26 protein-coding genes and 1 pseudogene are annotated in these 26,637 nt (G+C 30.9%); 1 reads left to right on the forward strand and 26 read right to left on the reverse strand.

Going from position 1 to position 26,637, the window contains the following annotated elements; translation table 11 throughout:
- Nucleotide 1 precedes the first annotated feature (1 nt).
- Nucleotides 2–142: pseudogene (locus RSD37_RS06785) on the reverse strand (helix-turn-helix domain-containing protein); the annotation flags it as partial.
- Nucleotides 143–154: 12 nt separating this feature from the next.
- On the reverse strand, nt 155–274 hold the full coding sequence (locus tag RSD37_RS06790; RefSeq protein WP_346945957.1) for a hypothetical protein: 120 nt from the start codon (nt 272–274) through the stop codon (nt 155–157).
- Between the two features lie 741 nt (nt 275–1,015).
- Between RSD37_RS06790 and RSD37_RS06795 the strand changes: the two genes are divergently transcribed.
- Nucleotides 1,016–2,329: a sodium-dependent transporter gene (locus tag RSD37_RS06795; RefSeq protein ID WP_346946067.1), complete on the forward strand. Its 1,314-nt coding sequence runs from the start codon at nt 1,016–1,018 to the stop codon at nt 2,327–2,329.
- A 194-nt stretch (nt 2,330–2,523) separates the two neighbouring features.
- Here the strand turns inward: RSD37_RS06795 and RSD37_RS06800 are convergent, their stop codons facing one another.
- From RSD37_RS06800 to RSD37_RS06915, 24 genes are all read right to left on the reverse strand, one after another.
- Entirely contained in the window at nt 2,524–3,072 is a 549-nt protein-coding gene (locus tag RSD37_RS06800; RefSeq protein WP_346945958.1) for a BMC domain-containing protein, read from the reverse strand.
- A gap of 12 nt (nt 3,073–3,084) precedes the next feature.
- Nucleotides 3,085–4,410 carry a 4Fe-4S dicluster domain-containing protein gene (locus RSD37_RS06805; RefSeq protein WP_346945959.1) on the reverse strand — a complete coding sequence of 442 codons (1,326 nt, stop codon included), beginning with the start codon at nt 4,408–4,410 and terminating at the stop codon, nt 3,085–3,087.
- A gap of 151 nt (nt 4,411–4,561) precedes the next feature.
- Nucleotides 4,562–5,014 carry an ethanolamine utilization protein gene (locus tag RSD37_RS06810; RefSeq protein WP_346945960.1) on the reverse strand — a complete coding sequence of 151 codons (453 nt, stop codon included), beginning with the start codon at nt 5,012–5,014 and terminating at the stop codon, nt 4,562–4,564.
- 80 nt (nt 5,015–5,094) lie between these two features.
- Nucleotides 5,095–6,192 (reverse strand): ethanolamine utilization protein EutH, encoded by a 1,098-nt coding sequence (eutH, locus tag RSD37_RS06815; RefSeq protein ID WP_346945961.1) that lies wholly within the window; start codon nt 6,190–6,192, stop codon nt 5,095–5,097.
- 69 nt (nt 6,193–6,261) lie between these two features.
- Complete coding sequence (locus RSD37_RS06820) at nt 6,262–6,543, reverse strand: EutN/CcmL family microcompartment protein (RefSeq protein WP_346945962.1); 282 nt, start codon at nt 6,541–6,543, stop codon at nt 6,262–6,264.
- 71 nt (nt 6,544–6,614) lie between these two features.
- Nucleotides 6,615–7,400 carry a hypothetical protein gene (locus RSD37_RS06825; RefSeq protein ID WP_346945963.1) on the reverse strand — a complete coding sequence of 262 codons (786 nt, stop codon included), beginning with the start codon at nt 7,398–7,400 and terminating at the stop codon, nt 6,615–6,617.
- Nucleotides 7,401–7,497: 97 nt separating this feature from the next.
- Nucleotides 7,498–8,124 (reverse strand): ethanolamine utilization phosphate acetyltransferase EutD, encoded by a 627-nt coding sequence (eutD, locus tag RSD37_RS06830; RefSeq protein ID WP_346945964.1) that lies wholly within the window; start codon nt 8,122–8,124, stop codon nt 7,498–7,500.
- A gap of 13 nt (nt 8,125–8,137) precedes the next feature.
- Nucleotides 8,138–8,893: a cobalamin adenosyltransferase gene (locus tag RSD37_RS06835; RefSeq protein ID WP_346945965.1), complete on the reverse strand. Its 756-nt coding sequence runs from the start codon at nt 8,891–8,893 to the stop codon at nt 8,138–8,140.
- Between the two features lie 86 nt (nt 8,894–8,979).
- Entirely contained in the window at nt 8,980–9,270 is a 291-nt protein-coding gene (locus RSD37_RS06840) for a BMC domain-containing protein (protein ID WP_346945966.1), read from the reverse strand.
- Nucleotides 9,271–9,329: 59 nt separating this feature from the next.
- The gene (locus RSD37_RS06845) at nt 9,330–10,796 is read right to left on the reverse strand and encodes an acetaldehyde dehydrogenase (acetylating) (RefSeq protein ID WP_346945967.1); all 1,467 of its coding nucleotides are present in this window, start codon (nt 10,794–10,796) and stop codon (nt 9,330–9,332) included.
- The gene (locus tag RSD37_RS06850; protein ID WP_346945968.1) at nt 10,796–11,398 is read right to left on the reverse strand and encodes a BMC domain-containing protein; all 603 of its coding nucleotides are present in this window, start codon (nt 11,396–11,398) and stop codon (nt 10,796–10,798) included. The genes RSD37_RS06845 and RSD37_RS06850 overlap by 1 nt, the downstream gene beginning before the upstream one ends.
- A gap of 14 nt (nt 11,399–11,412) precedes the next feature.
- Nucleotides 11,413–12,066, reverse strand: a complete 654-nt coding sequence (gene eutL, locus RSD37_RS06855; RefSeq protein WP_346945969.1) for an ethanolamine utilization microcompartment protein EutL — start codon at nt 12,064–12,066, stop codon at nt 11,413–11,415.
- 30 nt (nt 12,067–12,096) lie between these two features.
- Nucleotides 12,097–12,975 (reverse strand): ethanolamine ammonia-lyase subunit EutC, encoded by an 879-nt coding sequence (gene eutC, locus RSD37_RS06860; RefSeq protein WP_346945970.1) that lies wholly within the window; start codon nt 12,973–12,975, stop codon nt 12,097–12,099.
- Between the two features lie 17 nt (nt 12,976–12,992).
- Nucleotides 12,993–14,357, reverse strand: a complete 1,365-nt coding sequence (locus RSD37_RS06865; RefSeq protein WP_346945971.1) for an ethanolamine ammonia-lyase subunit EutB — start codon at nt 14,355–14,357, stop codon at nt 12,993–12,995.
- A 22-nt stretch (nt 14,358–14,379) separates the two neighbouring features.
- Nucleotides 14,380–15,813, reverse strand: coding sequence for an ethanolamine ammonia-lyase reactivating factor EutA (eutA, locus tag RSD37_RS06870; RefSeq protein WP_346945972.1), 1,434 nt, complete (start codon nt 15,811–15,813; stop codon nt 14,380–14,382).
- Nucleotides 15,814–15,967: 154 nt separating this feature from the next.
- On the reverse strand, nt 15,968–17,377 hold the full coding sequence (locus tag RSD37_RS06875) for a histidine kinase N-terminal domain-containing protein (protein WP_346945973.1): 1,410 nt from the start codon (nt 17,375–17,377) through the stop codon (nt 15,968–15,970).
- Complete coding sequence (locus tag RSD37_RS06880) at nt 17,370–17,942, reverse strand: response regulator (RefSeq protein ID WP_346945974.1); 573 nt, start codon at nt 17,940–17,942, stop codon at nt 17,370–17,372. Before RSD37_RS06880 ends, RSD37_RS06875 begins: the two co-directional genes overlap by 8 nt.
- 39 nt (nt 17,943–17,981) lie before the next feature.
- Nucleotides 17,982–18,413: a EutP/PduV family microcompartment system protein gene (locus RSD37_RS06885; protein WP_346945975.1), complete on the reverse strand. Its 432-nt coding sequence runs from the start codon at nt 18,411–18,413 to the stop codon at nt 17,982–17,984.
- A gap of 9 nt (nt 18,414–18,422) precedes the next feature.
- Nucleotides 18,423–18,767, reverse strand: a complete 345-nt coding sequence (locus RSD37_RS06890) for a BMC domain-containing protein (RefSeq protein WP_346945976.1) — start codon at nt 18,765–18,767, stop codon at nt 18,423–18,425.
- A 193-nt stretch (nt 18,768–18,960) separates the two neighbouring features.
- Nucleotides 18,961–20,130 carry a 1-propanol dehydrogenase PduQ gene (locus RSD37_RS06895; protein ID WP_346945977.1) on the reverse strand — a complete coding sequence of 390 codons (1,170 nt, stop codon included), beginning with the start codon at nt 20,128–20,130 and terminating at the stop codon, nt 18,961–18,963.
- Between the two features lie 201 nt (nt 20,131–20,331).
- The gene (locus RSD37_RS06900; RefSeq protein WP_346945978.1) at nt 20,332–22,077 is read right to left on the reverse strand and encodes an ABC transporter ATP-binding protein; all 1,746 of its coding nucleotides are present in this window, start codon (nt 22,075–22,077) and stop codon (nt 20,332–20,334) included.
- 98 nt (nt 22,078–22,175) lie between these two features.
- Nucleotides 22,176–23,492, reverse strand: coding sequence for a hypothetical protein (locus RSD37_RS06905; protein WP_346945979.1), 1,317 nt, complete (start codon nt 23,490–23,492; stop codon nt 22,176–22,178).
- 64 nt (nt 23,493–23,556) lie between these two features.
- Entirely contained in the window at nt 23,557–25,149 is a 1,593-nt protein-coding gene (locus tag RSD37_RS06910; protein WP_346945980.1) for an ABC transporter ATP-binding protein, read from the reverse strand.
- The gene (locus tag RSD37_RS06915; protein ID WP_346945981.1) at nt 25,142–26,452 is read right to left on the reverse strand and encodes a radical SAM protein; all 1,311 of its coding nucleotides are present in this window, start codon (nt 26,450–26,452) and stop codon (nt 25,142–25,144) included. Before RSD37_RS06915 ends, RSD37_RS06910 begins: the two co-directional genes overlap by 8 nt.
- Between the last annotated feature and the right edge of the window lie 185 nt (nt 26,453–26,637).

Below are 26,637 nucleotides of genomic sequence, written 5' to 3' on the forward strand. Positions count from 1 at the left end.
TTTATATCCCCTTCTTTATCTTTGAAGGTGCTACCCCATGCAGTCTTTGAAAAGCTTTAGTAAAAGCATCTGGACTTTCATAACCATATTTTATAGCTACATCCGTAACTTTTACCTCTTTAGACGTTAACTCTTCACCAGCAAAGGTGAGCCTTCAATTTCTAATATATTCTGCTAAAGTAAATCCAGTTAATGCATGAAATATTCTCTGAAAATGGTAACGTGATGTAACGGCAACCTTTGCTATTTCATCAATCTCTATAGTTGAATCCAAATTATCTTCAATATATTCAATTGCATTGTTAAGACACTTAATTATTTACAATTTTCTAACCTCCATTAAAGTATATAGAAATAAAACATTTTATTCTTGTATAAACAATAATTATTCAAATTATTATTTTATATTCTGTATAGCTTCTTTTATAAGTTTTATTATTTCATCATCTGCAAAATTCTTTATATTTACATCCCCGCTTTAGTTGTTTCATAAGAATTAGTATTTATATATCTTCCATTTATATATCCATTTCCTGTATGAGTAAGCTGAATCACTATGAGTGGAAGTATTTTTTTCATTAATATTTATTATACTACATATTTTGTTATTATATCTTTATTTTACCAGTAATTTTTTCTAGTAATAATCTTTTTTTGTTGACATCTATTTCATTTGTTGATATGATACTACTTATATTTTACTATATTAGGAGATGACATTATGAATTTAAAAACAAATCTATCAATTTCAAAACTAAATAATAACTTTTTCTTTAGCTTTTTTAGATAGGTTTGTATCTATATAATCACTTTCATAGATACAAACCACACAGATTATGTGTTTTGTATCTATGATGGCTGAGGTTTTTATTTTGCAATAAAACGAAGTCTCATAGGTAATACTATGGGGCTTTTCGATATCCTAGGTGAAAGGTCCCATAGCATAAACTATGGGACCTTTTTTATATATAAATATTTTATATTATACATTTAGGAGGTAACAAAATTGGAAAACATAGAAAAAAGAGAAAAATTTACTGGTAAACTTGGTTTCATCCTCTCCTGTGTTGGAGCCGCTGTAGGTTTAGGAAACATATGGATGTTCCCTTATAAATTAGGTGAAAACGGTGGTGCTGCATTCTTAATACCCTATTTTATTTTCGTACTACTACTTGGAACAGTTGGTTTAATATCTGAGTTTGCTTTTGGTAGACAGTTCAGAGTAGGATCAATGGGTGCTATTCAAAAAATTTTTAAGGAAAAAAATATAAAATACAGTTCTATTATATCAACAATTCCCACCTTGGGATTAACTGGTATATTTATGTTCTATACCGTTGTTATCGGATGGGTACTAAAATACTTCATCATTAGCTTTACTGGAGAAATTTTAACTATAAATACGAAAACTTACTTCTCCACTTTTACAAATAGTAATAGTGCAGTGCTTTGGCATGGATTAGCTGTTTTAATAACTTTAATAATAGTTAGCTTTGGAGTTTCTAAAGGAATCGAAAAAATAAACAAAATCATCATTCCTTTATTATTTATTACCTTTGCACTTTTAATTGTAAAATCCCTGAGTTTACCCGGTTCTATGGAAGGTGTAAAGTATCTTCTTGCACCTGATTGGTCATATCTTTTAAAGCCAAATACTTGGGTTATGGCTCTAGGTCAAGCTTTCTTTACAGTATCTTTAACGGGATGTTGTATGGTTATGTGTGGTAGCTACACAGATGAAAAATTTGATATACCTAATTGTGCAATAAATACAGTACTATTTGATACTCTAGCTGCTATGCTGGCTGCATTTATGATTATGCCAGCAGTATTTGCTTTAGGCCTTAGTCCTACAGCTGGACCAGCTTTATTATTTGTCACTGTTCCTAGCATATTTCAGACTATGCAACTAGGACAAGTATTAAGCACTTTATTCTTCTTAAGCATAATTTTCGCCTCTATTTCATCTTCTATTGCTATGTTAGAGGGACCTGTGGAAGCAGTTATGAATTTAACTAAATGGAACAGAAAGAAAACTACTTATATTACTGCTATTTTAACTTTTATACTAGCTATACCACTAAGCCTAAGTGGTTCTTTATTTGATAAATTCACTAATTTCATCACTATAGTACTATCTCCAATTGGGGCATTAATAACTGCCATTGTGTTCTTCTACATACTTGATTCAAAAGAAACTTTAGATCAGTTAAATTTAGGAGCAAACCGTAAATTTGGAATGTGGTTTATGAATTTTGGTAAATACGTTTTTGTACCAACAACTGTTGTTGTAATAATTTTAGGATTAATATATGGTGGCATTGGTTAATATCTAATTACTTACAGAGAATAAAACTAATCCATTATGACTTTCTATTCTTTTCTATAATAATGAAAAAAAGCCCCAGTGCATAATTTGCTCTAAGGCTTGTATTACTTAGTTTTATTTAATTTCTTATTATCTCAAGAAATCATTAGCACTAAGATTTTATGTTCTATATGTTCATGATAAAGATTAATTATCTATAATAAGGATTGAAGTAATTTCTTACTAGGAGATGGAATTACTACCTTTTCAACGAGGATTCCCTTATCAATTGAGTTTTTCGCACCTGCCTCAACAGCAGCATTTACAGCGGCAACATCACCGGTTAAGGTGAAGAAGGATTTTCCCCCAATACCTGTTCCTAGTCTTAATTCGATTGGATCTACATCTGCAGCTTTTAGAGCGTTATCTGCACATACAATCATAGAAGCAATTGAAAAGGATTCTAATACTCCTAAGGCTTGAATGTCTGTGATAGTAGAAGTTGATGTAATGGCTGGATAAACTCCAGGATGAACATTGGGAAGTATAAAGTCATCTACTACATAGTTTGCTCCTACTCTGGTACCTGCTTCAACAGAACTTTCAACAGCTGATACATCCCCATGTACTAAAACAATATATTTTCCTGGACAAACAGGAGTTGAAAATAATATTTCAACATCAGCTGCTTTTAACATGGCATCCGCAGCCTCAATTCCCTTTGCAATACTTGTAAATTCTACTAAGCCAATTGCTCTTAACATAGTGATCCCCCCTTATAAACTTTCAATTTCAATGAAATTTCCAACTTCAGTTACTCTTCCATCAATGCTTGCATGAACTCTTGCCCCTAATGCGTTTTCTGGTATTTCACCTAGTAAATCTCCAATATGAACAAGTTGTCCTATCTGAACAACTGGAATACTTGGACTTCCAATATGTTGTTTCAGTGGTATTCTTACTTTTTTAGGTTCATAATTTATCTCTTCTAGGGGAGCTTCTACATCAAATTCCTTAAGTCCTAATTTTCCAATCAATCGTTTAACTGGAATTTTTCGATATTCCTTTGATGGCTGTTCCGAATAATTATTTGTTAAAGGAATATATTTTATCTTGTTCTCTGCCAACTTTTTCTTATAATTGATGTTAATAAGGCGGGGAGATAAACTTGCAGGACATGCAAATAATTCACATACTCCACATTCACAACACAAAGATGCCATTTCAGCTCCTTCCACATTGTTTCCTCGGTCATAGTTTGATTTTCGCATCATCAAATGAGGTTGAAGGTTATGTCCAAGTAAATATCTTGGGCAAAGGTCTGTACACATTCTGCATTGTAAACATGCTGCTTTTGATTGATGAATGGCCATTTGGGGAGTCATATTTTTCTTTCTAATTAAACTATGGTCCTTAGGAAGAACAACAAGCCCCTTTGTAGTTTTTGTAATTGGGGAATTAATATCAGAAAGAATCTTTCCCATCATAGGGCCTCCATCAATTACCTGGATATTAGAAATATCATGAATACCTGCTAAAGTTAGAACTTCACGAACTGGAATTCCAACAGGAAGTCTTAAAGTAACATGCTTAGGCACGTCCCCAGCAATTGTTAAATAAGTATGGGTTACTGGTTTATCCTTTAATCCATTTGATAAATTTAATACTGTTTCTGTATTTGTTACAATACATCCTACTTTAAGAGGAATTCCTCCTTCTGGAACAATTCTTCCTGTTACTTCATTTACAAGACTTTGTTCATCTCCAGCTGGATAAAAATCTCTTAGTGGAAAGATTTCAATATTTTCATGGCCCTTTAGTTTCACTTTAAGAACATCAATAGCTGCTCTATGTTTGCTTTTAATGCCAATGAATGCTTTTTTAGCCTCTACCTGTTTTGTAATATCTTCCAATGTTTCTATAATCTCTTCCGCATATAGAATAATCAATTGTTGATCTACTCTTAAAAGAGGTTCACACTCTGCGCAGTTTAAGATAACATATTCAGCTTTAGCTGAAAACTTAACATGAGCAGGAAAACCAGCCCCACCTGCTCCGATTATTCCATTAGTACGAATCGTCTCTATTAAATGATTTGACATTCTATAGCCTCCAGTCAATAAAACATTAAAAACAATAATCTAATCAATGAGAGACACAGTCTCCAGCTATTAGTTTTTCAATGTCAATATAATCTCTTTCATTTATTTGTACCTTATCAATGCAAATAAACCTACCTTTTTTAAAAAATACCTACTCTAAATCCGCCCAATTAGCAGGATATGTCACATACATAAACTTTGCATAGTTTGGAACACTGAATTGAATTGTTGAGTTCTTAGGAATAAAAATTATTTCTCCTTTATTGGCTACAACTTTTCTTCCATCAATGTTTATTTCTAAAGTTCCATCTATAATATAATCTACTTCATCATATTTTAATGTCCAATCAAAGCAAGTCTCTTTCATTTCCATAAGACCGCATCCAAGTCTTGGACTTTCTTCTAAAGTTACAACATCCTTTAAAAGTACATTATCTTCCGGTTTACCAGTGTCGAACTTGTCTAATTTTACAGTGTCTAATTTTACTGACATTATACCGCTTGCATCTACGTGCTTTTCAAATTCACATTTTTCCTTTAATAAACTTTCTGCTATGATTTTTCTAACCATATCTTCAATTAATTTTGCATCTATATTTTCCATTTTAACTCCTCCATTTGAGCACATTCAAATAAATAATAAGCAAATATGCTATTACATTTATTCAAATGTGCCTTATTATATTATGCTTTAATAGATTTATCTTTTTTATTTCTTGAAGCTATAAAACAAGCTAAAGCAACTGCTGTAATTCCACTAATTAATTTTCCAACTATCATAGGGAATATCATTTCTTTTTCTACTCCAGCAACAAAACCTAAATGATCTCCAAACACAAATGCTGCACTAACTGCAAAAGCAACGTTTATTATCTTACCTCTATCATCCATATCCTTCATCATTCCGAACATTGGTATACTATTTGCAAGACTTGCCACCATACCTGCTGCTGCAATATCATTCATACCTAGTAATGAACCAAGCTTCATAAGAGGTTTTTTAAATACTTTTGTTATAAAATAAACCATTGGGAAAGCTCCAGCAAGTACTATTGCAATAGAACCTACTATACTAATACCTTCGGATATTGGTGCCATACCAGGAATAACAACAAAGCCTGTTAAAGTTTCTATTATTATAGCTGCAAGACCTATTGTTATAACTACAACTACACCTTTTCCAAAAACAGTAAAGCCTTTTATCATTTTTTCAGGAATTATCCATAATCCTATAGCAAGAAGTGCAGCAACTATTATTATTGGTACAAGATTTTTAAGTACCATTATTACTCCAAACCCAGCTGTAAGTCCTCCTATAAGTGCCCCAATAGGAATTGTTATCATCCCTGCAAGTACACCTGTTGCCAAAAACTTATGATCTTCTTTTTTAATGATTCCAAGAGCAACTGGTATAGTAAATACAATAGTTGGTCCCATCATAGATCCTATGATTACCCCTGAAAAACTTGCTGCCTGTGCTGATTGTGCAAGTTCTTTTGCAAGAGGATACCCCCCCATATCACAAGCAAGTAAAGTAGTGGCAAACATAGATGGATCTGCACCTAATGCGGTGTAAATTGGAACTATTATAGGTTTTAATACAGTAGCAAGTACTGGTGCTAAAGAAACTACACCTACCATTGCTATAGTTAATGAACCCATTGCCATAAAGCCCTCTTCAAATTGTTCTCCTAAACCAAATTTATTTCCTATGCACTTATCTAGTGCACCCAAAACCATAAAAGCAACCATTATATATATAATAATTTCATTTATACCCATATTTTTATCTCCTTCCCCATAAATAATTTTTTAAACATAAATATGATTTTTATACTAAAACCATCCTCTTTAGTTTAGAAATTCTGAATCAACTTCTAAGCTATCTATTATACCTACTATAACAGCATCCACAGGCACATCTTTTATATGCAGAGATGCTCTTGCAGAACTACCTTTAGTAACTAACACATTATCCCCTATGCCAGCGCCTACTATATCTGCAGCAACGAAAATTTCACTTCCATTGCCAGCTGCAGATTTAGATGGTTCTACCACCAAGAATTTTAACCCATTTAATTTTTCGTCTTTTCTTGTAGCCCAAATATTGCCTATAACTTTGCCAATAATCATTAGCCGTCCCCCTTATTTGTGAACCACTCCATATATCCCTTTAACCCTGTTGAGATGTTTTCGAATCTCCCCTATACTCTATTTATCTTTAATTGTTTTATTCTTATAAAGTCTTGAGCTAGTGGGGTTAATATAGCATTTTTAATTATATTTACTTCCTTTATTCCATTCATATATAATTTTCTAAGATCTGATTCTGTAATTAATTTTTTATTATTTATTTCTACTATTTGATGTGATTGTACAGTATCCTCTGAAACCTCAGTTTTAGCTTGTGCTTCAACTTTACTATGAATATCATTGTTTGATATCATGCAGGCACCGCTTACTATACTTGATTCCATTGAACAGGATTTTCCCTTTAATTCATCATTACAAGCTACACCCAATTTCATACTTTTTAATAAACTTTTCTCATCAACTACAGAAACTCCATAAGACATGATTTTACATTCATATTTACTATAAAGATTATATAGAGCTTCATTAGAAGTACTTGAATATTTCCTGTATTGTATTCCCTCTTTTAACACATAAACCTTCTTGCCATTAAAAAGAGAGTCTATTATAAATCCTTGCACGCTATCATTACATAATCCAAGTGCCATTGATGATAAACCCTTATTACATAAATTTGTAACTACAATATGCTCATAGTTTCTCAAATTTGCATCTGCTTTATCATAAATATGAATCTCATATTCATGTCCTATAAGTTCTTTAACCTTGGCTAATTCTTCCTCACCGTAACTTATTACTAATACCTTTTCTTTATTCATTTCAGTATTATTCGTACTCCTCGGAATTCTCTTCATAACTTCCTGAGTGATCATATCCACTAACTTTTCCATATCCATTTAAATCACTTCCTTTTATGTGGCAATGAAATTTTCAATACACCTTACCTTATAAGGTATATATTTTTATTTTTAAGATTTCTATGAAACAAGAATTCTATTTTATAATTCTGGCAGTAGTGCCTTTAGTATATCCACAGGCATTTGCTTCATCATAATCTATGTGCATAAAGGTTCTATATTCTTTATTTACTCTAATCACAACATCGTCAAAGATTAGTGGTCTTTCTCCATTTACTCTAACCTTCACTATATCTTTATCACAAACTTTAAATAACTTTGCATCTTCTGGTGATAAGTGTATATGACGTTTTGCAATTATTAATCCTTCTCTAATTGTTAAAGAAGCTCTTTCTGTGACAATTGTTATACCTTCACTTCCCTGTAACTTTCCTGATTCTCTAACAGGGGCTTTTATTCCTAAAATAAGAGCATCGGTTTTAGAAATTTCCACTTGTGTTTCACTTCTTTCTGGTCCAAGTACAACTACATTTTTAATTGTTCCCTTTGGTCCAGTTATGCTAACTCTTTCGCTACAGCTATATTGACCCGGTTGTGATAATTCCTTTACCTTTGTTAATTCATAATCTTTACCAAATAATATATCAATATGTTTTCTTGAAAGGTGAAGGTGTCTCCCTGAAGCTTCTACTGTAATTTGAAATTTTTCACTTACTCTTCTTATGACTTCTTCTACAATATATTCAGTGTTCATATCTGTCATGAGTACACCCCCTTTATTTATATTTTCCTGATAAAAACTTAAGCATCATTACATATAAACAGCTACTTAGTCTATTTAAATATCTGATGATATCGTTTCTTGTTATCTCTCCGTCAATGTCTTTAAATGCCTTAAAACCACACACTTCAACTTCCCTTACATTACTTCTTATGGAGTTAAGTGCAATAACTATTTCACCCATCTTATAATTTGGTATAAAATGTTCCATGTTGAAGTACTTTTTAGGGTTGTGTGAAATTTCTCTTAGGTCATTCTCATTCATTCCTAAAAGTGAGAATTCAGGAAGTTGTTCTTCTAATACTTCTGCCCTTAATACATTACGTACAAAACATAGAATCTCTTCTAAATCTTTTGCCACACTTTCCTTTTCAAGCTTTACTGATAAAACTTGAGCTTCTAAAATTTTAGATTGAAGACTGTCCAGTCTTCCTCTAAACTCTATTCTCCTATGGTCTTTAGGTACTAATTTTTCTCCATATAACTGTGTCATATGCTCTGGTTTTTTCTCTACATAACCACCCTGAAGACAAATATATTTCGGAAAAATCTTTCCTTTATCTTCATTTTCGTTTTTTGAATTTCCTTGTTTCTTAGCACCCAGTTTATCAACAATCATCAATTTAATGTTTTTATCCTGTAGATATTGCTTTGCAGATGGTGTAATAATAACTCCCTTTTCTACTTCATACTCTTTAATATCTGTATTTTTAAGTTGTTTTCTTAGTTCACATTCAGTTAGCAAACTCATATAACTCACATCCTCTTAAGAAGGTTATATATAAACATACTATCCGCCACAAGCTTTTGGACTGTAGGGATAGTATGTTTTAGATATTAAGCTTCTGCTTTTACCATAGGAAGTATTGCATCTACTTCAGTGTGTGGTCTTGGAATTACATGAACAGAAACTAATTGTCCCACTCTCTCTGCAGCAGCAGCTCCTGCATCTGTAGCAGCTTTAACAGCTCCAACATCGCCTCTAACCATTACAGTTACTAATCCTCCACCAACATGTTCTTTACCTACTAATGTAACATTTGCAGCTTTAACCATTGCGTCCGCTGCTTCTATTGCCCCTACCAATCCTTTTGTTTCAATCATTCCTAATGCGTTTGTACTTGCCATTTTATATTCCTCCTAAAATTTTATTTTTTATTTATATTTTTTATTTATATTAATTATTTTTATAATTGACTTCTTAATTTTTCTATAATTTGTTCTACTATAATATTTATACACGCTTCATTTAAATTTCCTTGACTGTGATTAGAACTATTAGTGTCATTTTTATCCACTAACTCCTCTATTTCCTTAACTCCATAAGCCAATCTTCTTACATTCAATAAATTGAGAGGTCCAACATTATCAGAAGTTGCACTTCCCCCAACTGCTCCACAGCCTAAAGTTAAAGCTGGTACTAAGTTTGTAGTAGCTCCTATTCCACCTAATGCGCCTGGAGTATTAACTAATAGTCTTGATACTGGCTTTTTAAGTGCAAACTCTCTAATTATAGCTTCATCCTTTGAATGTATTACAAGAGTATGTCCTGCTCCCTCATTGTTTAATATTTCAATACATTTTTCACAAGCCTTTTCCCAGTTTTCTTCACAGTAGAAGCCTAGAATCGGTGCTAACTTTTCTCTTGAATATGGATGCTTATGTCCTACATTAGTTTCTTCTGCTATAAGTACTCTAGCTCCAGACGGAACATTTAAATTAGCCATTTTAGCTATTGCTTCAACACTTTTCCCTACTATTTGAGGGTTCATTGACCCATTGCTTCTAAGTATAAATCCTGATAGTCTATCCGCTTCTTCTTTATTTAAGAAATAAGCTCCTTGTGCTTTTAATTCAGCAACTACTTTTTCTTTTATACAAGCTTCCACTACTATAGATTGCTCTGAAGCACATATAGTACCATTATCAAAAGTCTTACTATCTAATATTCTCTTTACTGCTAAAGAAATATCTGCAGATTTTTCTATGAAAGCTGGTCCATTTCCTGGTCCTACTCCTATAGCTGGATTACCTGAACTATAAGCTGCTTTAACCATAGGTGTACCACCCGTTGCTAATATTAATGAAATATCATTATGCTTCATTAGCTGATCTGTACCTTCCATAGTTGGTACAGTCATACATCCAATGGCACCTTCTGGTGCTCCTGCAGCCACAGCTGCTTCAGATATTATTTTCACAGTTTCCAATATGCATTTTTTAGCATTTGGATGTGGTGAGAATACTATAGAATTTCCTGCTTTTATGGCTATCATTGCCTTATATATAGCTGTAGAAGTAGGATTAGTTGATGGAATAAGTCCTGCAATAACTCCCACTGGAACTGCAACTTCAACTAATTTCTTATCTTTATCTTCATTTATTATTCCTACAGTTTTTAAATCTTTTATATACTCATAAACGGTTTTACTAGCAAAGGTATTTTTCAAAATCTTATCTTGCCATCTTCCAAAGCCAGTTTCTGCTTCTGCCATTTTAGCCAATTTTTCAGCACTATTGTATGCAGAATCACTTATAGCTTGAACTATTTTATCGATTTCACTTTGGCTCATTTCACTTAATTTCTTTTGTGCCAACTTCGCTTTAGCTATAAGTTCTCTAACTTCTTGAATAGATATTAAATCCTTATCCACTATTTATCCCTCCTTTGATAGAATAATATAATCTCTTCTATAAGATTATCCTTCTTAGCAAACTTTATCTGCTTCCTAGTCATGTTATCTAAGTTTAAACTTCTTGCTAAAGTTCTAAGCTCATCTACCTTTTTACTCTCTAACTGATCTTTTAAGCTTTCACTATTCTCTAGAATATGCTCTTCAAGCTTTATCTCTTCAGGCTCTTGTATTTTCTCCTCTTGGTTTACATTCTTAGGTTCTTTTGGTTCATCATCAGTTTTTTCCCTTTTAACAACCGATAAATCTTCATTGTTTTCCTTGTCTTTACAAGTTTTATTGTTATCTATACTTTCCTCAACAATATCCCAAACTGATAAATCTGGTCTTGAAATTACATGAGTTCCTACTAAGACATTTAACTTCGCTACAGCAACTTCAGCAGCCTCCACAGCTGCTTTAACTGCAGAAACATCTCCCTTTATCTTTACCGTAACCAAACCACCCTTAACTTTTTCACAACCTACGAGATTTACATTAGCTGCCTTAAGTGCTATATCTGCTGCTTCTATGGCGCCAAGATAACCGTATACTTCAATTAGGCCTAAGGCTCCTCTATACATATGATTTCCTTAACTTAAAAATTTGTAGGATTTTCAGCTACAAATTGAACCGCTGCTGCGAAAGCATCACAAGCTGCTTTACAAGCTGATTGGCTTCCGGTAAGCAATGCTCCTCCAAAGTTAGTTTCTGATGGTGGTCCATAAAAAGCTGCTAATTTAACATCTGCTGCTTTTAAAGCTGCATCTAATGCATACATAGCTTCAAGTGGAGGTGCTATTAGATAAGCTATTGGTTCTCCTTCTTTAATGTTAGCTGTTTGAGAAAGAAAACTTCCTGTTCTTGATATACAATGAGCATAGTATGGAACTGAATCATCATCATTAGCACTTACAAAGTTTGCTCCATTTTCTATAAAATCTAAAGTAGCATTAAGTCCACTTCTAACCTCTGCTGGACTTGGACCAGCCATTATTCCTATAACTTCACCTGCTAATTTTGTACTTGCATTTGCAGAACCTGCATACATTGATTTTGCATATACTATATCTACCTCTGCTGCTTTAGTGGCTTCGTCTAAAGCTGTATAAGTAACATCATCTATGTCTGCTGTTATAAGTCCTAAACTCTTATGATGTGGTTGTAAATTGAAAGACTCTACCATATCTGGACTAACATTTGATATTATTTTTACCCCTAATACCGTTGCGCGAATAGCATCATTTTTCATGTATTTTCCCTCCTAATTAAAATTTATTTTTTATAATTTTAAATCTACTCCACTTGCTTTCTTTTCAAGCATTATTTTTATTATTTCAGCTATGTGAGCACCTGCCTCTACTGGAGGAGTACCACCTTTATGGATGTTAGATACAACTGTTCTTCTAGCTTCTGGCATATTTACAGTAGCTTTGTATGCTATATAAGCACTCATACTTTCTGCTGTAACTAGTCCTGGTCTTTCCCCTATAAGTACACAAGTAACATCGGCTTCTAATGCTTCAGATACTACATCCATAGCTCCTACCCTTCCATTTTTCACAAAGAAGGTAGTTCCTACAGAAATTCTGTAACCTTCCAATCCTTGTATCATAGCTGGAAGTACGTCACGCACATTGGCTTCTATAGCTGCTGAGCTTAATCCGTCTGATACATATATTTGTACCTGTGGTCTCTTTTTACAATTATCTTTTATAGTTTTTATACCCTCTTCAGTTATCCTTCTTCCAAGGTCTGGTCTTGTTATAAACTCATCTTTATCCTTACACTCTGTTTTAACAGAAAATAAATTCATTTCCTTTAAGAATTCTTCTGAAACATCTGAGAAAACTGAATCTTGAGCTGCTGCGTGGTCTGCTCTAACTCTTAAAGCTGTTTCTGTTTTATATCTAGGCCCCGCTCTCCAAATACCTAATCTAGCTGGAGTAGATTCCTTCATTTTTAAATATCCCTTAGCATCTGCTGGATTTGGAACTAAAAGTTGTTTTGTAATATCAACGGCTGTAATATCCTCAATAAATCCATCTTCAATATCTACTTCAACAGTATTTTCAACCTTAGCTGTAGTTGAAGTACCTTTAGCTGTCATTTCAAATAACACCTGTTCAACCAATCTTTTTAAATCATTTTCTGATACCATTATTTTTCCCCCTCTCACTATTTAAGAAATACAGATGCATCTCCTGCTTTTTTAGTCATTTTTCCATTTTCTGTGAATCCCATTTTTTCCATCCAAACTTCAAACTCTTTTATTGGCTTTAAGCTTAATAAATCTCTTAGAGTTGCTGTTTCATGATATCCAGTAGACTGGTAGTTAAGCATTATATCATCACCATGAGGTAATCCCATAAAGTAGTTACATCCTGCTGCTGTAAGAAGTACAGATAAATTTTCTATATCATTTTGATCTGCCTTCATATGGTTTGTGTAACAAGCATCAACACCCATTGGTATTCCTGTTAATTTACCCATGAAGTGATCCTCAAGACCTGCTCTTATAACTTCCTTACTATCATATAAATACTCTGGTCCTATAAATCCAACAACAGTATTTACTAGGAATGGACTAAATCTCTTAGCAAATCCATAACATCTTGCTTCCATAGTTAATTGGTCAACACCATTATGGCTTTCTGAAGATAACTCTGAACCCTGTCCTGTCTCAAAATACATTACATTAGGACCAGAACCTGTACCTTCTTTAAGTGCTAATTGTCTTGCTTCCTCTAACATATCTCCAGTTATTCCGAAGGCTTCATTTCCCTTTTGAGAACCAGCTATACTTTGGAAAATTAAATCTGCAGGAGCTCCACGTCTTATAGCTTCCATTTGTGTTGTTACGTGAGCTAATACACAGTTTTGAGTTGGTATTTCCCACTTCTGCTTAAAGTCCTCAAAGGTTTTAAGAACTCTCATTACGCTTTCAACGGAATCATCTACTGGATTTAATCCTATAACTGCATCACCAACACCAAAAGTTAATCCCTCCATAAGAGATGCTAAAATCCCCTGTGGATTATCCGTAGTATGGTTAGGTTGAAGTCTAGCAGATAAAGTTCCATCTAAACCTATTGTTGTATTACAATGTGCTGTAATTCTTATCTTCTTTGCTCCATAAATTAAATCTAAATTTGACATTATCTTAGTTACAGCAGCTACCATCTCACTAGTAAGTCCACGGCTTGCCCTTTTAATATCTTCTCCAGTAGTGTTTTCATCTAATATCCACTCTCTAAATTCAGATACTGTTAAGTTTTTAATTTCAGCGTATATCTTTTCATTAACATCATCTTGAATTATTCTTGTTACCTCATCTATTTCATAAGGCACCGCTGGACAATTTCTTAAATCCTCTAAAGTCAAATTACTTAAAACTACCTTAGCCGCTACTCTCTCCTCTGAAGATTCTGCTGCAATCCCTGCAAGCTTATCTCCTGACTTTTCTTCATTTGCTTTTGCCATAACTTCCATTATTGATTTAAAATCATACACTTTTCCAAATAACTTTGTTTTTAATTTCAAGATAGTTCACCCCTCTTATTTTTTATGAATTAAATATTAGTGTTTTAATGATTACCGGTACTACTCTACCATTTGCTAGAGGTTTACCAATGTCTATGTAATCACCGTTTTCAACCTTTATAGTGTCAATGCAAACAACTTCCTTTCTGAAGTCCAGCTGCCTATATAAAGTTTGGCCTAATACTTTGGCTATATCATTTTCCACTACTAAAATAGTGGGAAAATCCTCTTTTAAAATGTCTTCCATACCTTCAATCAAAGCTTCTCCAAGTTTTTGTATTTCTGTAAAGCTAGGATTTAACTTTCCTTTTATGGCTATAGCCACAGGTTGAAGCTCATTTTCCAATGTAAACCACTTAAGTTTTTCCTTTATAACCTTAACCATATTTTCATAGCCTGAATTTTCATCATCCTGTGAAAGTTTTAATATTGGAAGATTTTTAATAGGAAACTTATCTTCTGTATATGTTATTGTACTCCCGCTAATATCTGTGGTATGAGAACCAGCTCCCACCACTGTAGCCCTTATAGTTTCTATAGATTTTTTAACCTTAAGTTTAGTACATAAATTCGACTTATTAATAGCCTGTCCGAGTAATATACCTATATCTCCATACTTAAACATTTCATCAGTATCAAGATTATAAACATAATCAGCAACTCCTCCAGAGAATGTGATATAGTCTATTGCTATATCATTCTTAATTCCCTTATTGGTCAATATTCTTTCATAGAAGCTACCCTTTTCTCTTATATTCACACTTTCCTCTAAAAGTTTAACCATTTCATCGACTATAATATTTAAAGCCTCCAAGGAAGGCTTCTTCCCCTCTTCTAGTGAAACATTCTTTAACTTTGCTATTTCCTTTATCTTCTCAGCAATATATAGAACTTTACCAGATGACTTATCAATTTTAATAAGTCTTCCACCGATATCTAAACAACCTGTATCTACAAGTTTTCCCTCTTTGAAAACTGCTATATTAGTAGTACCTCCACCAATATCCAAGTTAACTACAGTAGCGTCTTCGTCCTCTGAGATCTTATCTGCTCCAGCCCCCTTTGCTGAGATTATAGATTCTAAATCCGGTCCTGCAGTAGCCACAACAAAATCTCCTGCAAGTCCACTTAATTTTTGTAGAACATCATTAGCATTTTGCTTTCTGGCAGTTTCGCCAGTTATTATAACAGCTCCAGTTTTAACATCTGAAGGAGCTATTCCCGCTTTATGATACTCTCTCTCTACTATTTCTCTAACCGCTTCACCATCTATCTCTCTTTGAGATTTAAGTGGAGTAAAGCATATTTCACTTCTATATATAATCTCTTTATCCACAATAGATATTCTTGGTATAGAGAAACTTGATGCTAAATTTTCTATAGTTATCTTGCTAAATACAAGCTGTGTTGTGGAAGTACCAATATCTATACCAACACTTAGAATTTCTTCTCTCATACTAATTCCTCTTTTCAAATGTTTACAAACACAATTTAGGGTACAAAAAAAGCTCAAAGTCATTTAAAAATAACTTTAAGCTCCATTGCTTCTCTTAAAAACACGCCATTGTGTTCATACTATCCATATTAATTTATAAAACATCTAAACCTTACTAATTCTTAAAATCAAATAGCACCTTAGTTCCTTCTGAACTTGAAGCTATATTAATATTTCCATTTAGCTTATCTTTAACTATACTATTAACTATGCTAATTCCTAAGCTATTTTTTCTTACATTATTGACATCAAAGCCTATGCCATTGTCAACTACTGTAATGGTAGAATAAATTTTGCTTTTTTCAATTATCAAGTCTATGTTTCCAGAAGCCTTATCCATAAAAGCATATTGCATAGAATTCTGAAGTAATTCATTTACTACAAGTGCTATTGAGGTGGCTTTATCAGAACTTACTTTGAAATTATCTCCAATTACATTGACTTCAACATTTTTGTTAGCTACATTAAAATATCTTATAGCATTATTTTTAATATTAGTAATAACTTCTTGTATGCTTACTTCATCCAAACCTTCCTGAGATAATATCTCATGGGTAGCTGCTATACTTAAAATTCTATTCATACTTTCATTTAATGCATCTTTAGTCTGCTGGCTATCACTTCTTCTTGCTTGAAGTCTAAGCAAACTTGCTATAGTCTGCAAATTATTTTTTACTCTATGATGAATTTCTTTAATAGCTACAGATTTTAAAATTAATTCCTTCTCTTTTTCTTTCATAATTGTTATGTCCCTAATCATAATAACAAGTTTCAAATTTTTATCAGTTAATATTACTCTCTTAACTTTAAAAAATAATTTTCCCAAATGAACTTCACATTCGTCACACTTAGGGGAACTCATTACCTCCGTAAAATTAGTATTGTCTAAAGCTAAATTATCATAATCCATACCTATTAGATCTTCTTTGTAACCAAGCTTTTTGTATAACAAATCAGCTGTAGGATTTTTAAATCTGACTACACCGTTTTCATCAAAGATAATAACCGCTTCATCTAAGTGATCTGTTATGCTATTTTCATTTTCCGTCAAAGATACTAAAGTATTAGCTAACTGCTCATAGCCCTCTGCTAACATCTCCATATGTTTATTTTGATTCATTTTTTCTGTTATGTCCTTCTCTACTATTAGAACCCCTATAACTTTACCATTGTTTTCTATAGGTGACACCGTTTGTCGTACATTTATATGTTCTTGAGTTACAGCCTTCAAGTCTTTGGTTACTATACCAAGATCCAGTGTTCTAAGTACAGCAGGTTCATTATCTCTTAAGGCTAGTTCACCTACTACACTATTTTGATACATGGAAGGCCTATTAACAGGTTTTGCCTCAGCTACTACTATAGCTTCATCAGCTTCTCTAGTTGGACAGTCTATAAAAACATCAGCATTTACAACATCCGCTAAAGATTTAATACAAAATGACATTTGTTCTATTTTTAAAATATCATCTTCATCTAAATTGGTGTACATTCTACATAATTCATATATATTTTTACTATTCATAACTCATTATTATAGCCTTAGCTATATCCCCCATTGAACATCTTTTATTCATACTAAGTGTTCTAACATGGTCATAAGCATCTTGTTCAGTAATTTTATCTATCTTCATTAATAAGCCTTTAGCTTTTTCAATGATTTTTCTTTCTTCTAGCTTACCACAAGCATTTTGAATATCCATTTTCATTTTTTTTATTTCTGCGCTTTTTGATATAGCCACCTCTAAAGTTGGAATAATCGATTTTTCGTCTATAGGTTTAACTATGTATCCTATAGCTCCAATTTTCGTAGCTTTTTCTACAAACTCTTTCCCACTATAAGCAGTGAGCAATACTATGCCACTAGCTAAATTTTCATTTTGAATTATTTTAGCTGCATTTAAACCATCAAGAAGAGGCATCTTTATATCCATAAGCACTAAATCTGGTGAATGTTTTCTACATAATTCTACTGCATCAAATCCATCTGAAGCTTCACCTACAACATCGTATCCTGCCGCTTCTAATATTTCACTTAAATCCATCCTTGTAATAGGCTCATCATCGGCTATTACTATTCTTTTATCCATAACTTCACCCCGTAAAATAAAAATAGATTATTAAAAAGCTTAATTTATAAGATAATCTTTTAAATTTTCTGTACCAACTTTGTCCAAAGCACTCACTTTGAAAATTCTTTCTACTCCTGCACTTAAAAGAACTTCTTCTGCTGCTTTTAACTTATCTTCATCACAGCATAAATCAGTTTTTGTAATAATTCCAATAACCGGCTTTGCAAATATACTAGCAAAACTTGGTGGAAAAATACTATCTTCTTCAGTACAATCTTGAACCATAGCTATTATATCACTATCCACAGAAGTAACTATAAGCGCTTTATAATAAGCTCTGTTTTCAATATATTCACCAGGAGTATCTATTATTCCATCAATAATTTCAACTGTCTGAGTTTTTTTATAATGTATATCTTCTTCATTTAAAGCTTGAGTCAAAGTAGTTTTACCACAACCTGTTTTTCCAATTAACATTAACATTTTCATATTACACCTCTAAGATCTAGTTATCTTACATTCAGAAAAATCAAGTACATTAGTAAGAAGCTTTATAACTTCATTAAGTGCGGCCTCTACACTACCTACATCCCCAACTATAACAACTGAGCCACTAAATCTGTCTACAAAACCAATAGATACATCCGCTGACTTTGTTGCCACATCTGCAGCTATAATAGAAGCCTCGCTAGGGGTTATTGTAAGTATTCCTATGGCATCCTTATGCTCTGATGTAAGTCCAAGTTTCTTATATAGATCTTTGTTAGGATTTGCAATTAAATGAGCTAAGGTAACCTGTTTTCCAGGAACATATTCCTGTATTACTCTTTGTTTGTCTTCCATAGTATCACCACAAATCTCTTATTTTTTTTATTTTTTGTAAAAATATAGCTCCTTAAAAATATAATTATATTTTTAAGAAGCCTCATTGCTCTCTTTAAAACTTGCACGCCATTGTGCATCTATGTTTAAATTTTATACTCTTTGCTTTAACTTGTCAATATGAAAATTCAATATAAGGCAAACATTTTAAATATTAAGAATTCTTATAAAAGGCTTTTTCAAATAGAGTTATTATTTCCCCCTGCTCAGGTACTCGAGGATTTGTTTCAGTACATCTATCCTTCATAGCTATTTTAGCCATTTCAATAACTTCCTTTTTAAAATCCTCTGGCTTTATACCTGTCTCTTTTAGTGATGTTGGCATATTTAATTCTTTTAAAAGCTTATTTATAGCTACTATTAGACTTTTCACACCTTGTCTAGTATTTGACGCTGGCAATCCTAATACCTTAGCTATTTCTGAATATTTTTTAGCGGTATCTGTATAATTGCTTGAATTAAAATCTTTTAAATCTGCATTATATTCTATTACATATGGCAGTAATATAGCATTAGTTCTTCCATGAGACACATGAAATTTTCCACCAACAATATGTGCCATTCCATGATTTAATCCTAAAGATGCATTATTAAAAGCTATCCCCGCTATACAAGAAGCATTATGCATTTTCTTTCTTGCCTCTATATCATTACCATTCTTATATGCACTAACTAAATTTTCAAAAACCAGTTTTATAGCTTTCTCTGCTAAAGCATCGGTATAATCTGATGCCTTAGTAGAAACATAGGCTTCTATAGCATGAGTTAGTACATCCATCCCTGTATCTCCTGTTATAAAGTTTGGCACAGTTACAACAAGATCTGCATCTAATATAACTTCATTAGGTAGTAGTTCATCTGATATTAAAGGATATTTTATATTCTTGGTTTTATCTGTAATCACAGCAAAACTTGTTACCTCTGAACCAGTACCACTAGTTGTAGGTATAGCTATAAATTTAATCTTCTTATTATTCACGCCACAACCTGCAGCCGCTTGCACCTTAGAACTAAAAGAACCTATAGCCTTTGCTGCATCAATAGCAGAACCTCCACCTAAAGCTATAACTACATCTGGATCGAATTTCATCATAACCTCTATACCTTTTACAACAACTTCAATTGGTGGATCTGGTACAATGTCTGAAAATACTTGATACTGAACATTTCCCTTTGAAACCTCATCAGTAATTTTATTTATAGCACCAGACTCTACCATAAAAGGGTCTGTAACTATAAATGCCTTATGGCAATTAAGCTCACTTAACCTTTTTAATGAACCGTCCCCAAAATATATCTGGGTTTTAACATTGAAACTTTCCATTAATATTCTCCTTTCAACGAAATAAAATAAAAAGCCCCACAGGAATTACTTCCCATGGAGCATCATTGCTTATTAATACACTTCATTGTGCATAATTTATAATTATATTATCACTTAGATTTTAGATTATTAATTATTATATGTCAAGAATTAATAATCTAAAGCTGCCTGATTTATCCAATTTCATTTAACATGTAGAACTTAAATAGCACTATCCAGATATTCGGATTCACTTTTTGATTTATCATCATCAAAGCTATCACTTAAGGTATACATGCTATAGAAATATCCTTTATTGTTTACTAAAGTGTTAAAGTTCCCCTCTTCTATTAATCTTCCATTTTTTAAAACATAAATTTTATCATAACTTTCTAATACTTCTGGTGTTAATTTATGAGTAATAACTATAGCTGTAAGATCCTTAATTGATAAAATAGCTTTCTCTATTTCAAAGGAAGTTTTATTATCCAACGCTGATGTAGATTCATCTAAAAGTAATATAGAGGAATTTTTAATTAGTGCTCTTGATATAGATACTCTCTGCTTTTCTCCACCTGATAACCTATTCCCATTCTCTCCTACATCTTCATAAATACCTTTCGGAAGGCTACTTACTAATTTATAAAGCCCAGCTGTCTTTACAACTTCCATTACTTCTTCATCACTGTAATCATTATAAAGTGTTATATTATCCTTTATTGTGCCTGAAAACATAAAGACATTCTGATGAATTATTGAAGTTAGATTATATAAGTTTTCAGTTCCAATATTTTTTAAATTAACATTATCTAAAGTTATATTTCCTTGGAAGTTGTTATAGTATTTTTGTAAAAGCCTAATGATTGTGGATTTCCCACTACCACTTTCTCCTACAATCGCATACTTTTTACCCTTTTCAAATTCTATGTTTAATTTATTTAATGCCAACTTATTTTCATCATAACTAAATACAACATCGTTAAATTTTATAGAGTTACTAAATATTTTTACTTTTTCTAAGATTTGAGATTCTTCTATATTATTATGATATACTAAATCATTTACTTTTTTTACTATCTCTTTAGAAGATTTTAATTTATTAATATGTTGGATACTTGCAATTAGTGGTCCCGATAAATTATTCATAAGTTGAATTAGAGCTATTAAAATACCTACGGTTACTTTACCAGTAATAACTAGATATCCTCCAATTAAAATAGGTGCCATAAACATAACTGTTCCTAACAATTCTGCAAAAGAATCTACAAACCCGCTATATATGGAAAATTTCTTTTTTGTTAATTCTAGTTCATTATTAACACCTATAAACTCATTCTCTGCCCTATTTTCAATGTTAAAGTTCTTTATTACCTCAAACCCTAGTAATAAATCCTTGATCTTTATAGTAAACTTCTCTAATGACATTGAATACTTAAGTTTTTTATTAGATAGATTCTTAGAAAATAATTGCGGTATTGTAAATGCAAATAAACTTATAACTATAATAACTAGCGTAATATAAACATTTATATATAAAAGCGATATAAACGCTAATGTAAATGTAACTATATTATTTATAATGTTGAATATACTTAATATATAATCCTGCTCTATTACTGAAATATCATTATTTAAAACGGATATATATTTTGCACTATTATTCTTAGTAAAAGTAGCTATATCCTGATTTAATACACCATTCATTAGATCTTTTCTCATAAAAGCCACTGTCTTCTTAATATATGTAGCCTTAGAAACCTTTAGAAATATTTCAACAAGGAAAGCTAAAATAATATAAGCTCCAAACCACATTACACTCCTAAAGAAAAGCTCCAGTGAACTGCCCATAGCTGCATCTACTACATATTGAAGCATCCATGCTACAGCTACATTAAAAGCGGCATATAAGGTAATAAGAACTGTTGTAGTAAAAAAACTCATCTTGTGCTTTAATATATACTTTTTCATAATTCTAACTCCTTTATATTATTGTAACTTTTTTATATTGTAATTTAATTGACTAGAAAAATTTTCTTCAATAAGATTATCATTAATAGTAGAAGTTTTTATTCCCCTGCCTTTATAACTTTAAGTGGAGTAGGTTTATTAATTATAATTACAGCCTGGAAATAATCTGTGGTTACACCAACATTCCCATTAAATTTTTCTTCAACTTCAGGACTTGTATCTGTTAATTGGAAACAAGTTGGGGTAAGACTATTTTTAAATGGGCTTCTACGATTATTTAAGTCTATAATTATATCCTTATTCTCAAAGTTAGTATTTTTTAATACTGCTTTCATTTCATTACCTAAACTTGAATATTGAATATTCCCTTCATTTCTATGATTAATAACTCCATTTCCATATAACAAGTTAACACTGTAAATATCGTTTTTTAATTCCTCATCTTCATTCATGTAAGCACCTAAGAATTTCACATCATTAAAAGGCTTTTGATACACGTGTTTTATTCCATAATGAAAATAAGCTTTATCTACATTGAAATGTTTTTTCAATGTTTTAAAATTGTTATAAGTATATTTATCTCTAGCTTCATAAAATTCTTTATCTGAATCAGTTTTGTAGGATGATGTTTTATTAAAACTTTGAGAATTTTTTATATTATTTAATATAAACTTTAAATCAAATAATTCTTCTCCTAACGATGCTTCATAGCTATCATAATTCCCATTTATATGACCTTCCAATTTCTCCACAATTTTAACTATTTTTTCAGGTGCATTATCCTCATTTATACCAAATGAATCTAGTAATAAATACTTTTTTATTTCATCTGCAAAATTAGTTAATTCAGTTACTTTATCTTGATCTAAATTAGGATTTTCATTAATTATACAGCTTATATAATTTGCAACAGTATCACTTTCTTCAATACACTCTACACCTATTATCTGAATTTTTTTATCATCAGGCAAATTTTTATTTTTCTCATTAAGTCGTTTCAATAAAGATATATACGCTTCATTACTTTTATATACATTCGATGCCTCTATTAAACAATCTAAATATTTTTCATTACCACTTTGAATATAGTTATTTGTTAATTGCCCTTCTACATATCCTATCTCTAAAAATATATATTTCAAATCCCAATTATCTATTAGGTAGTTTATAAACTTATATCGTAAATCCACATTTTCATTTGCCCCATGAACCTCAGATGTCATAACTATTTTTTTATTTTCTATATCTTTTTTTATAAAGCTTAATTCCGATGAATCCTCATAATTTTGTAGATTTAATTCCCTCGTGTTTTTAAGGACATATTTATTTTCATTAGTAGTCTTAAAATAAACTACCAAACCCAAACCTACAATTAATATTATTACCGGTATAATTATAATTTTTACCCGTCTCACTTAATCATCTCCTACATTATAATAATATAAAGTATAAATACTATTTTTGAGTAATTTTAAGAAATTATATTATAATCTGTTCATCAGCTATATCACAACCAAATTCTCCATGCGCTATTAAAATAATAATTTTATCTTTTTTCAACTCAACTAACAATGATTTCAAAATATTACTACTTTGTGTATCTAGTGCAGATGTAGGCTCATCAAAAATAATAAAATCACTATTTTTGCATAAACACTTAATTATCGAAATCTTTTGCTTTTCTCCTCCAGAAAGATTAATATTATCCTTACTTACAATATATTCAAGCTTAGAGTGATCTACATTGAAAATATCCATATATTTAAAAATACATTGTTCGGTTACATTCTTATCTCCAAGAACAATATTATTCAATATCGTGTCTGAAAGTAATTCTGGCTCTTGCTCACTAACTGATATATATAGTTTTCTAACATTATACATGTTTAATTCTTTAGTATTTAATTCATTGTAAAAAATTTCTCCGTTATATTTTTGATATATTCCGCAAATTATATTTATAAGTGTAGTTTTACCCTTACCATTTTCACCGCATAATTTATATATATTTCCTTTTTTGAATTTATTGTTAAAATTTTTTATGATAACTTTTTCACCAAAACTATAGCTAACATTTTTACATTCAATTAATTCTATTTTCTTAATATTTTTAAATCCATTTAATTCTTCATCTAAAACTAATATTTCACGAATTCTGTAGAATGATGAACTTGCCTTCTGATAACTTGACCCTAAGCTAAAAAAATAATCTATTTTTCCTACTAATAGCGGAAATAAATTATTAATAGCCAAAAATCCTCCGACCGTCATATTCCCTTGTATAATCTGATAAAACCCTAATATAAACAAAAGTAAATTAGATATATTAGATATTACAGTACCCAAAATATTAAAGTTAGAATTACATATCGAATACTTGAAATTTATTTTATAAAACTCATTAAAACTATTCTTCATTAATTCCGAGAAAAATTTAAAACAAGAATTTAGTTTTATCATTCTTATATTTTTGAGTTGATCAGTTAGTTGTGAAAAGTATATACTTTGAGCTTCCTTAACCTCTTTATTATATAAAAATAATTTATTCTTATTACAAAAATAAATTGCAAAATACATTGGTATCGTTGAAAATAATATCAAGCCCACTTTTAAATTTATATTTAAAATATAAATGCAAACTATAATTATTGAAATTGCATTTAAAACTATATTTAAAATATTATCTAATACAAACATAATAACTTCATTAGTATCCGTGCTAATTCTCTGATTTAAGTATACCATATCCATATTCCTTAAATTTTCAATAGGTATTCGTTTAATATGTTCAAATATATTATATATCATATCAAAGGATGTTTTATTACAAAGTGAAATCATAATAATATTTTTAATATATTTCACTCCCATATCTAAAGAATATATAATAATTACTATAAAAATAAATTTAGAAATATTTAAATTTTGTGAATTTGAAATTAATAAATCCATATATTTACTAATTATATATGGATTTATTATATTTATAGAGCTTATAATTAAACTTAAAATCACCAGCATTATTACTTTCACAATATGCTTTTTAAAATATTGAATAACAAACTTATACATACTTATTTATATTCATGTTATTATAATAATTATATATTGTTTCTTTTATTTCGTCTTCACTGTAGTCACAATTAGGCATATTATCTTCTATTCTTTTCTCAGGGCAGCCCCCCCTACATATAGGGAATACTTTGCACTTGTTGCATTTTTCCGGAGTATCCATCATTAACCAATCCGTATGTTCTTTGTTAAACTCTATACCATCGTAAATATTACCAATAAAATGCTGTGGTAAATTTATTCTATGCCAACATTTTGAAAAGTTACCTTCTGGATCAATTACTAAACTATGCACTCCTAACGCTGAACATCCAAAGAAATTTTCTGGATATGTTATATTACCTTTAAAATTCTCAGAAACCAAATGATTTTCTAACGTTGACCATTCTTTGTTGAACTCTTCTATTTCAAAACAACTATTTTTAGTTTCGCTATTTGAATTATTATAAGCAATTACTGGTGCAAAATATAAATTCACATTTTCATTCCAATTCTTATCTTTAACATAATTAATAAGTTTATCGCACTCCTGAATATTTTCTTTTGATACGTTCATTCTTATAGATACTTTTATAATATCTCTAATGGATTCTATATTTTTAGTTATAATTTCAAAGCTATTTTCTCTACTTTTTAGAACTCTAGTTTTATTATTTGTTTCTTCGATTCCATCTAAAGTAATTTGAGCACGACTTACTAAACACTTTTCTTTTAACGTAACAGCAGTATCAAAATCTAATAAAACTCCATTACTTACTATATTAGATGTATAAGTAACATTGTTTTTCTTACAGTATTCTATGAATCGCTCTGAAATTCTTACAATTGTCTCCTTCATTAGTAATGGTTCTCCACCATACCATGCTACACTCAAAGTATTAATCTTTTTATTTTTAGATAAATAATTTTCTATATATTCTATCAAATCATTTTCAACTCTCAGCGACATATCTTTATTCTCTTTATGTTCATAACAATACGGGCATTGCATATTGCAACGCATTGTAGGTGCAATAGTAATATGTAAAGCACCATTTACACTATATCTTAAAAGTCTGTGTTCTAATTCAATTTTTTTTATTTCATCAATATCTTCTTTTAAGATATATCCATTTTTGTACATATCTTTAATATTTTCATTTTCCTCGCAATCATCATATTCCAATTCTTCTATTCCACAATATGTTGAATAATCATTTTCATCCATTAACCCTAATGCACCTGAAACTGCATTAAATATTAATGCGTTCCCATCAATTTTATTATCATATTCTATATTATAGTAAGATTTTTTATATTTCATATTATCTACTTCCTTCCAATTACAGCATTCAATATATTAATTTACCACTCAGACAGTTTTACTTTATAATACCAGAATATATATAACCATATTAAAATAATTACATTATGTTCATCCATATAAATATCACATTTAAACAATAGAAGAAGAATTGTTAAATCTTCTTCTATTCTCTGTAAATCTTG

The organism is Clostridium sp. (assembly GCF_036646415.1).
Lineage (GTDB): Bacteria > Bacillota > Clostridia > Clostridiales > Clostridiaceae > Clostridium_J.

What these genes read in the sequence shown, in the direction of transcription:
- RSD37_RS06835 (WP_346945965.1), bottom strand. Translation starts at nt 8,893, where the DNA reads ATGAGTTTGCTAACTGAATGTGAACTAAGAAAACAACTTAAAAATACA.
- eutA (WP_346945972.1), bottom strand. Translation starts at nt 15,813, where the DNA reads ATGAGAGAAGAAATTCTAAGTGTTGGTATAGATATTGGTACTTCCACA.
- RSD37_RS06800 (WP_346945958.1), bottom strand. Translation starts at nt 3,072, where the DNA reads ATGTTAAGAGCAATTGGCTTAGTAGAATTTACAAGTATTGCAAAGGGA.
- RSD37_RS06875 (WP_346945973.1), bottom strand. Translation starts at nt 17,377, where the DNA reads ATGAATAGTAAAAATATATATGAATTATGTAGAATGTACACCAATTTA.
- eutH (WP_346945961.1), bottom strand. Translation starts at nt 6,192, where the DNA reads ATGGGTATAAATGAAATTATTATATATATAATGGTTGCTTTTATGGTT.
- RSD37_RS06840 (WP_346945966.1), bottom strand. Translation starts at nt 9,270, where the DNA reads ATGGCAAGTACAAACGCATTAGGAATGATTGAAACAAAAGGATTGGTA.
- RSD37_RS06880 (WP_346945974.1), bottom strand. Translation starts at nt 17,942, where the DNA reads ATGGATAAAAGAATAGTAATAGCCGATGATGAGCCTATTACAAGGATG.
- RSD37_RS06805 (WP_346945959.1), bottom strand. Translation starts at nt 4,410, where the DNA reads ATGTCAAATCATTTAATAGAGACGATTCGTACTAATGGAATAATCGGA.
- RSD37_RS06850 (WP_346945968.1), bottom strand. Translation starts at nt 11,398, where the DNA reads ATGTATAGAGGAGCCTTAGGCCTAATTGAAGTATACGGTTATCTTGGC.
- RSD37_RS06890 (WP_346945976.1), bottom strand. Translation starts at nt 18,767, where the DNA reads ATGGAAGACAAACAAAGAGTAATACAGGAATATGTTCCTGGAAAACAG.
- RSD37_RS06820 (WP_346945962.1), bottom strand. Translation starts at nt 6,543, where the DNA reads ATGATTATTGGCAAAGTTATAGGCAATATTTGGGCTACAAGAAAAGAC.
- RSD37_RS06885 (WP_346945975.1), bottom strand. Translation starts at nt 18,413, where the DNA reads ATGAAAATGTTAATGTTAATTGGAAAAACAGGTTGTGGTAAAACTACT.
- RSD37_RS06910 (WP_346945980.1), bottom strand. Translation starts at nt 25,149, where the DNA reads ATGTATAAGTTTGTTATTCAATATTTTAAAAAGCATATTGTGAAAGTA.
- RSD37_RS06895 (WP_346945977.1), bottom strand. Translation starts at nt 20,130, where the DNA reads ATGGAAAGTTTCAATGTTAAAACCCAGATATATTTTGGGGACGGTTCA.
- RSD37_RS06900 (WP_346945978.1), bottom strand. Translation starts at nt 22,077, where the DNA reads ATGAAAAAGTATATATTAAAGCACAAGATGAGTTTTTTTACTACAACA.
- RSD37_RS06825 (WP_346945963.1), bottom strand. Translation starts at nt 7,400, where the DNA reads ATGGATATGGAAAAGTTAGTGGATATGATCACTCAGGAAGTTATGAAG.
- eutC (WP_346945970.1), bottom strand. Translation starts at nt 12,975, where the DNA reads ATGGTATCAGAAAATGATTTAAAAAGATTGGTTGAACAGGTGTTATTT.
- eutL (WP_346945969.1), bottom strand. Translation starts at nt 12,066, where the DNA reads ATGAAAAATGATGCTATTCGCGCAACGGTATTAGGGGTAAAAATAATA.
- RSD37_RS06810 (WP_346945960.1), bottom strand. Translation starts at nt 5,014, where the DNA reads ATGGAAAATATAGATGCAAAATTAATTGAAGATATGGTTAGAAAAATC.
- eutD (WP_346945964.1), bottom strand. Translation starts at nt 8,124, where the DNA reads ATGACAGATATGAACACTGAATATATTGTAGAAGAAGTCATAAGAAGA.
- RSD37_RS06915 (WP_346945981.1), bottom strand. Translation starts at nt 26,452, where the DNA reads ATGAAATATAAAAAATCTTACTATAATATAGAATATGATAATAAAATT.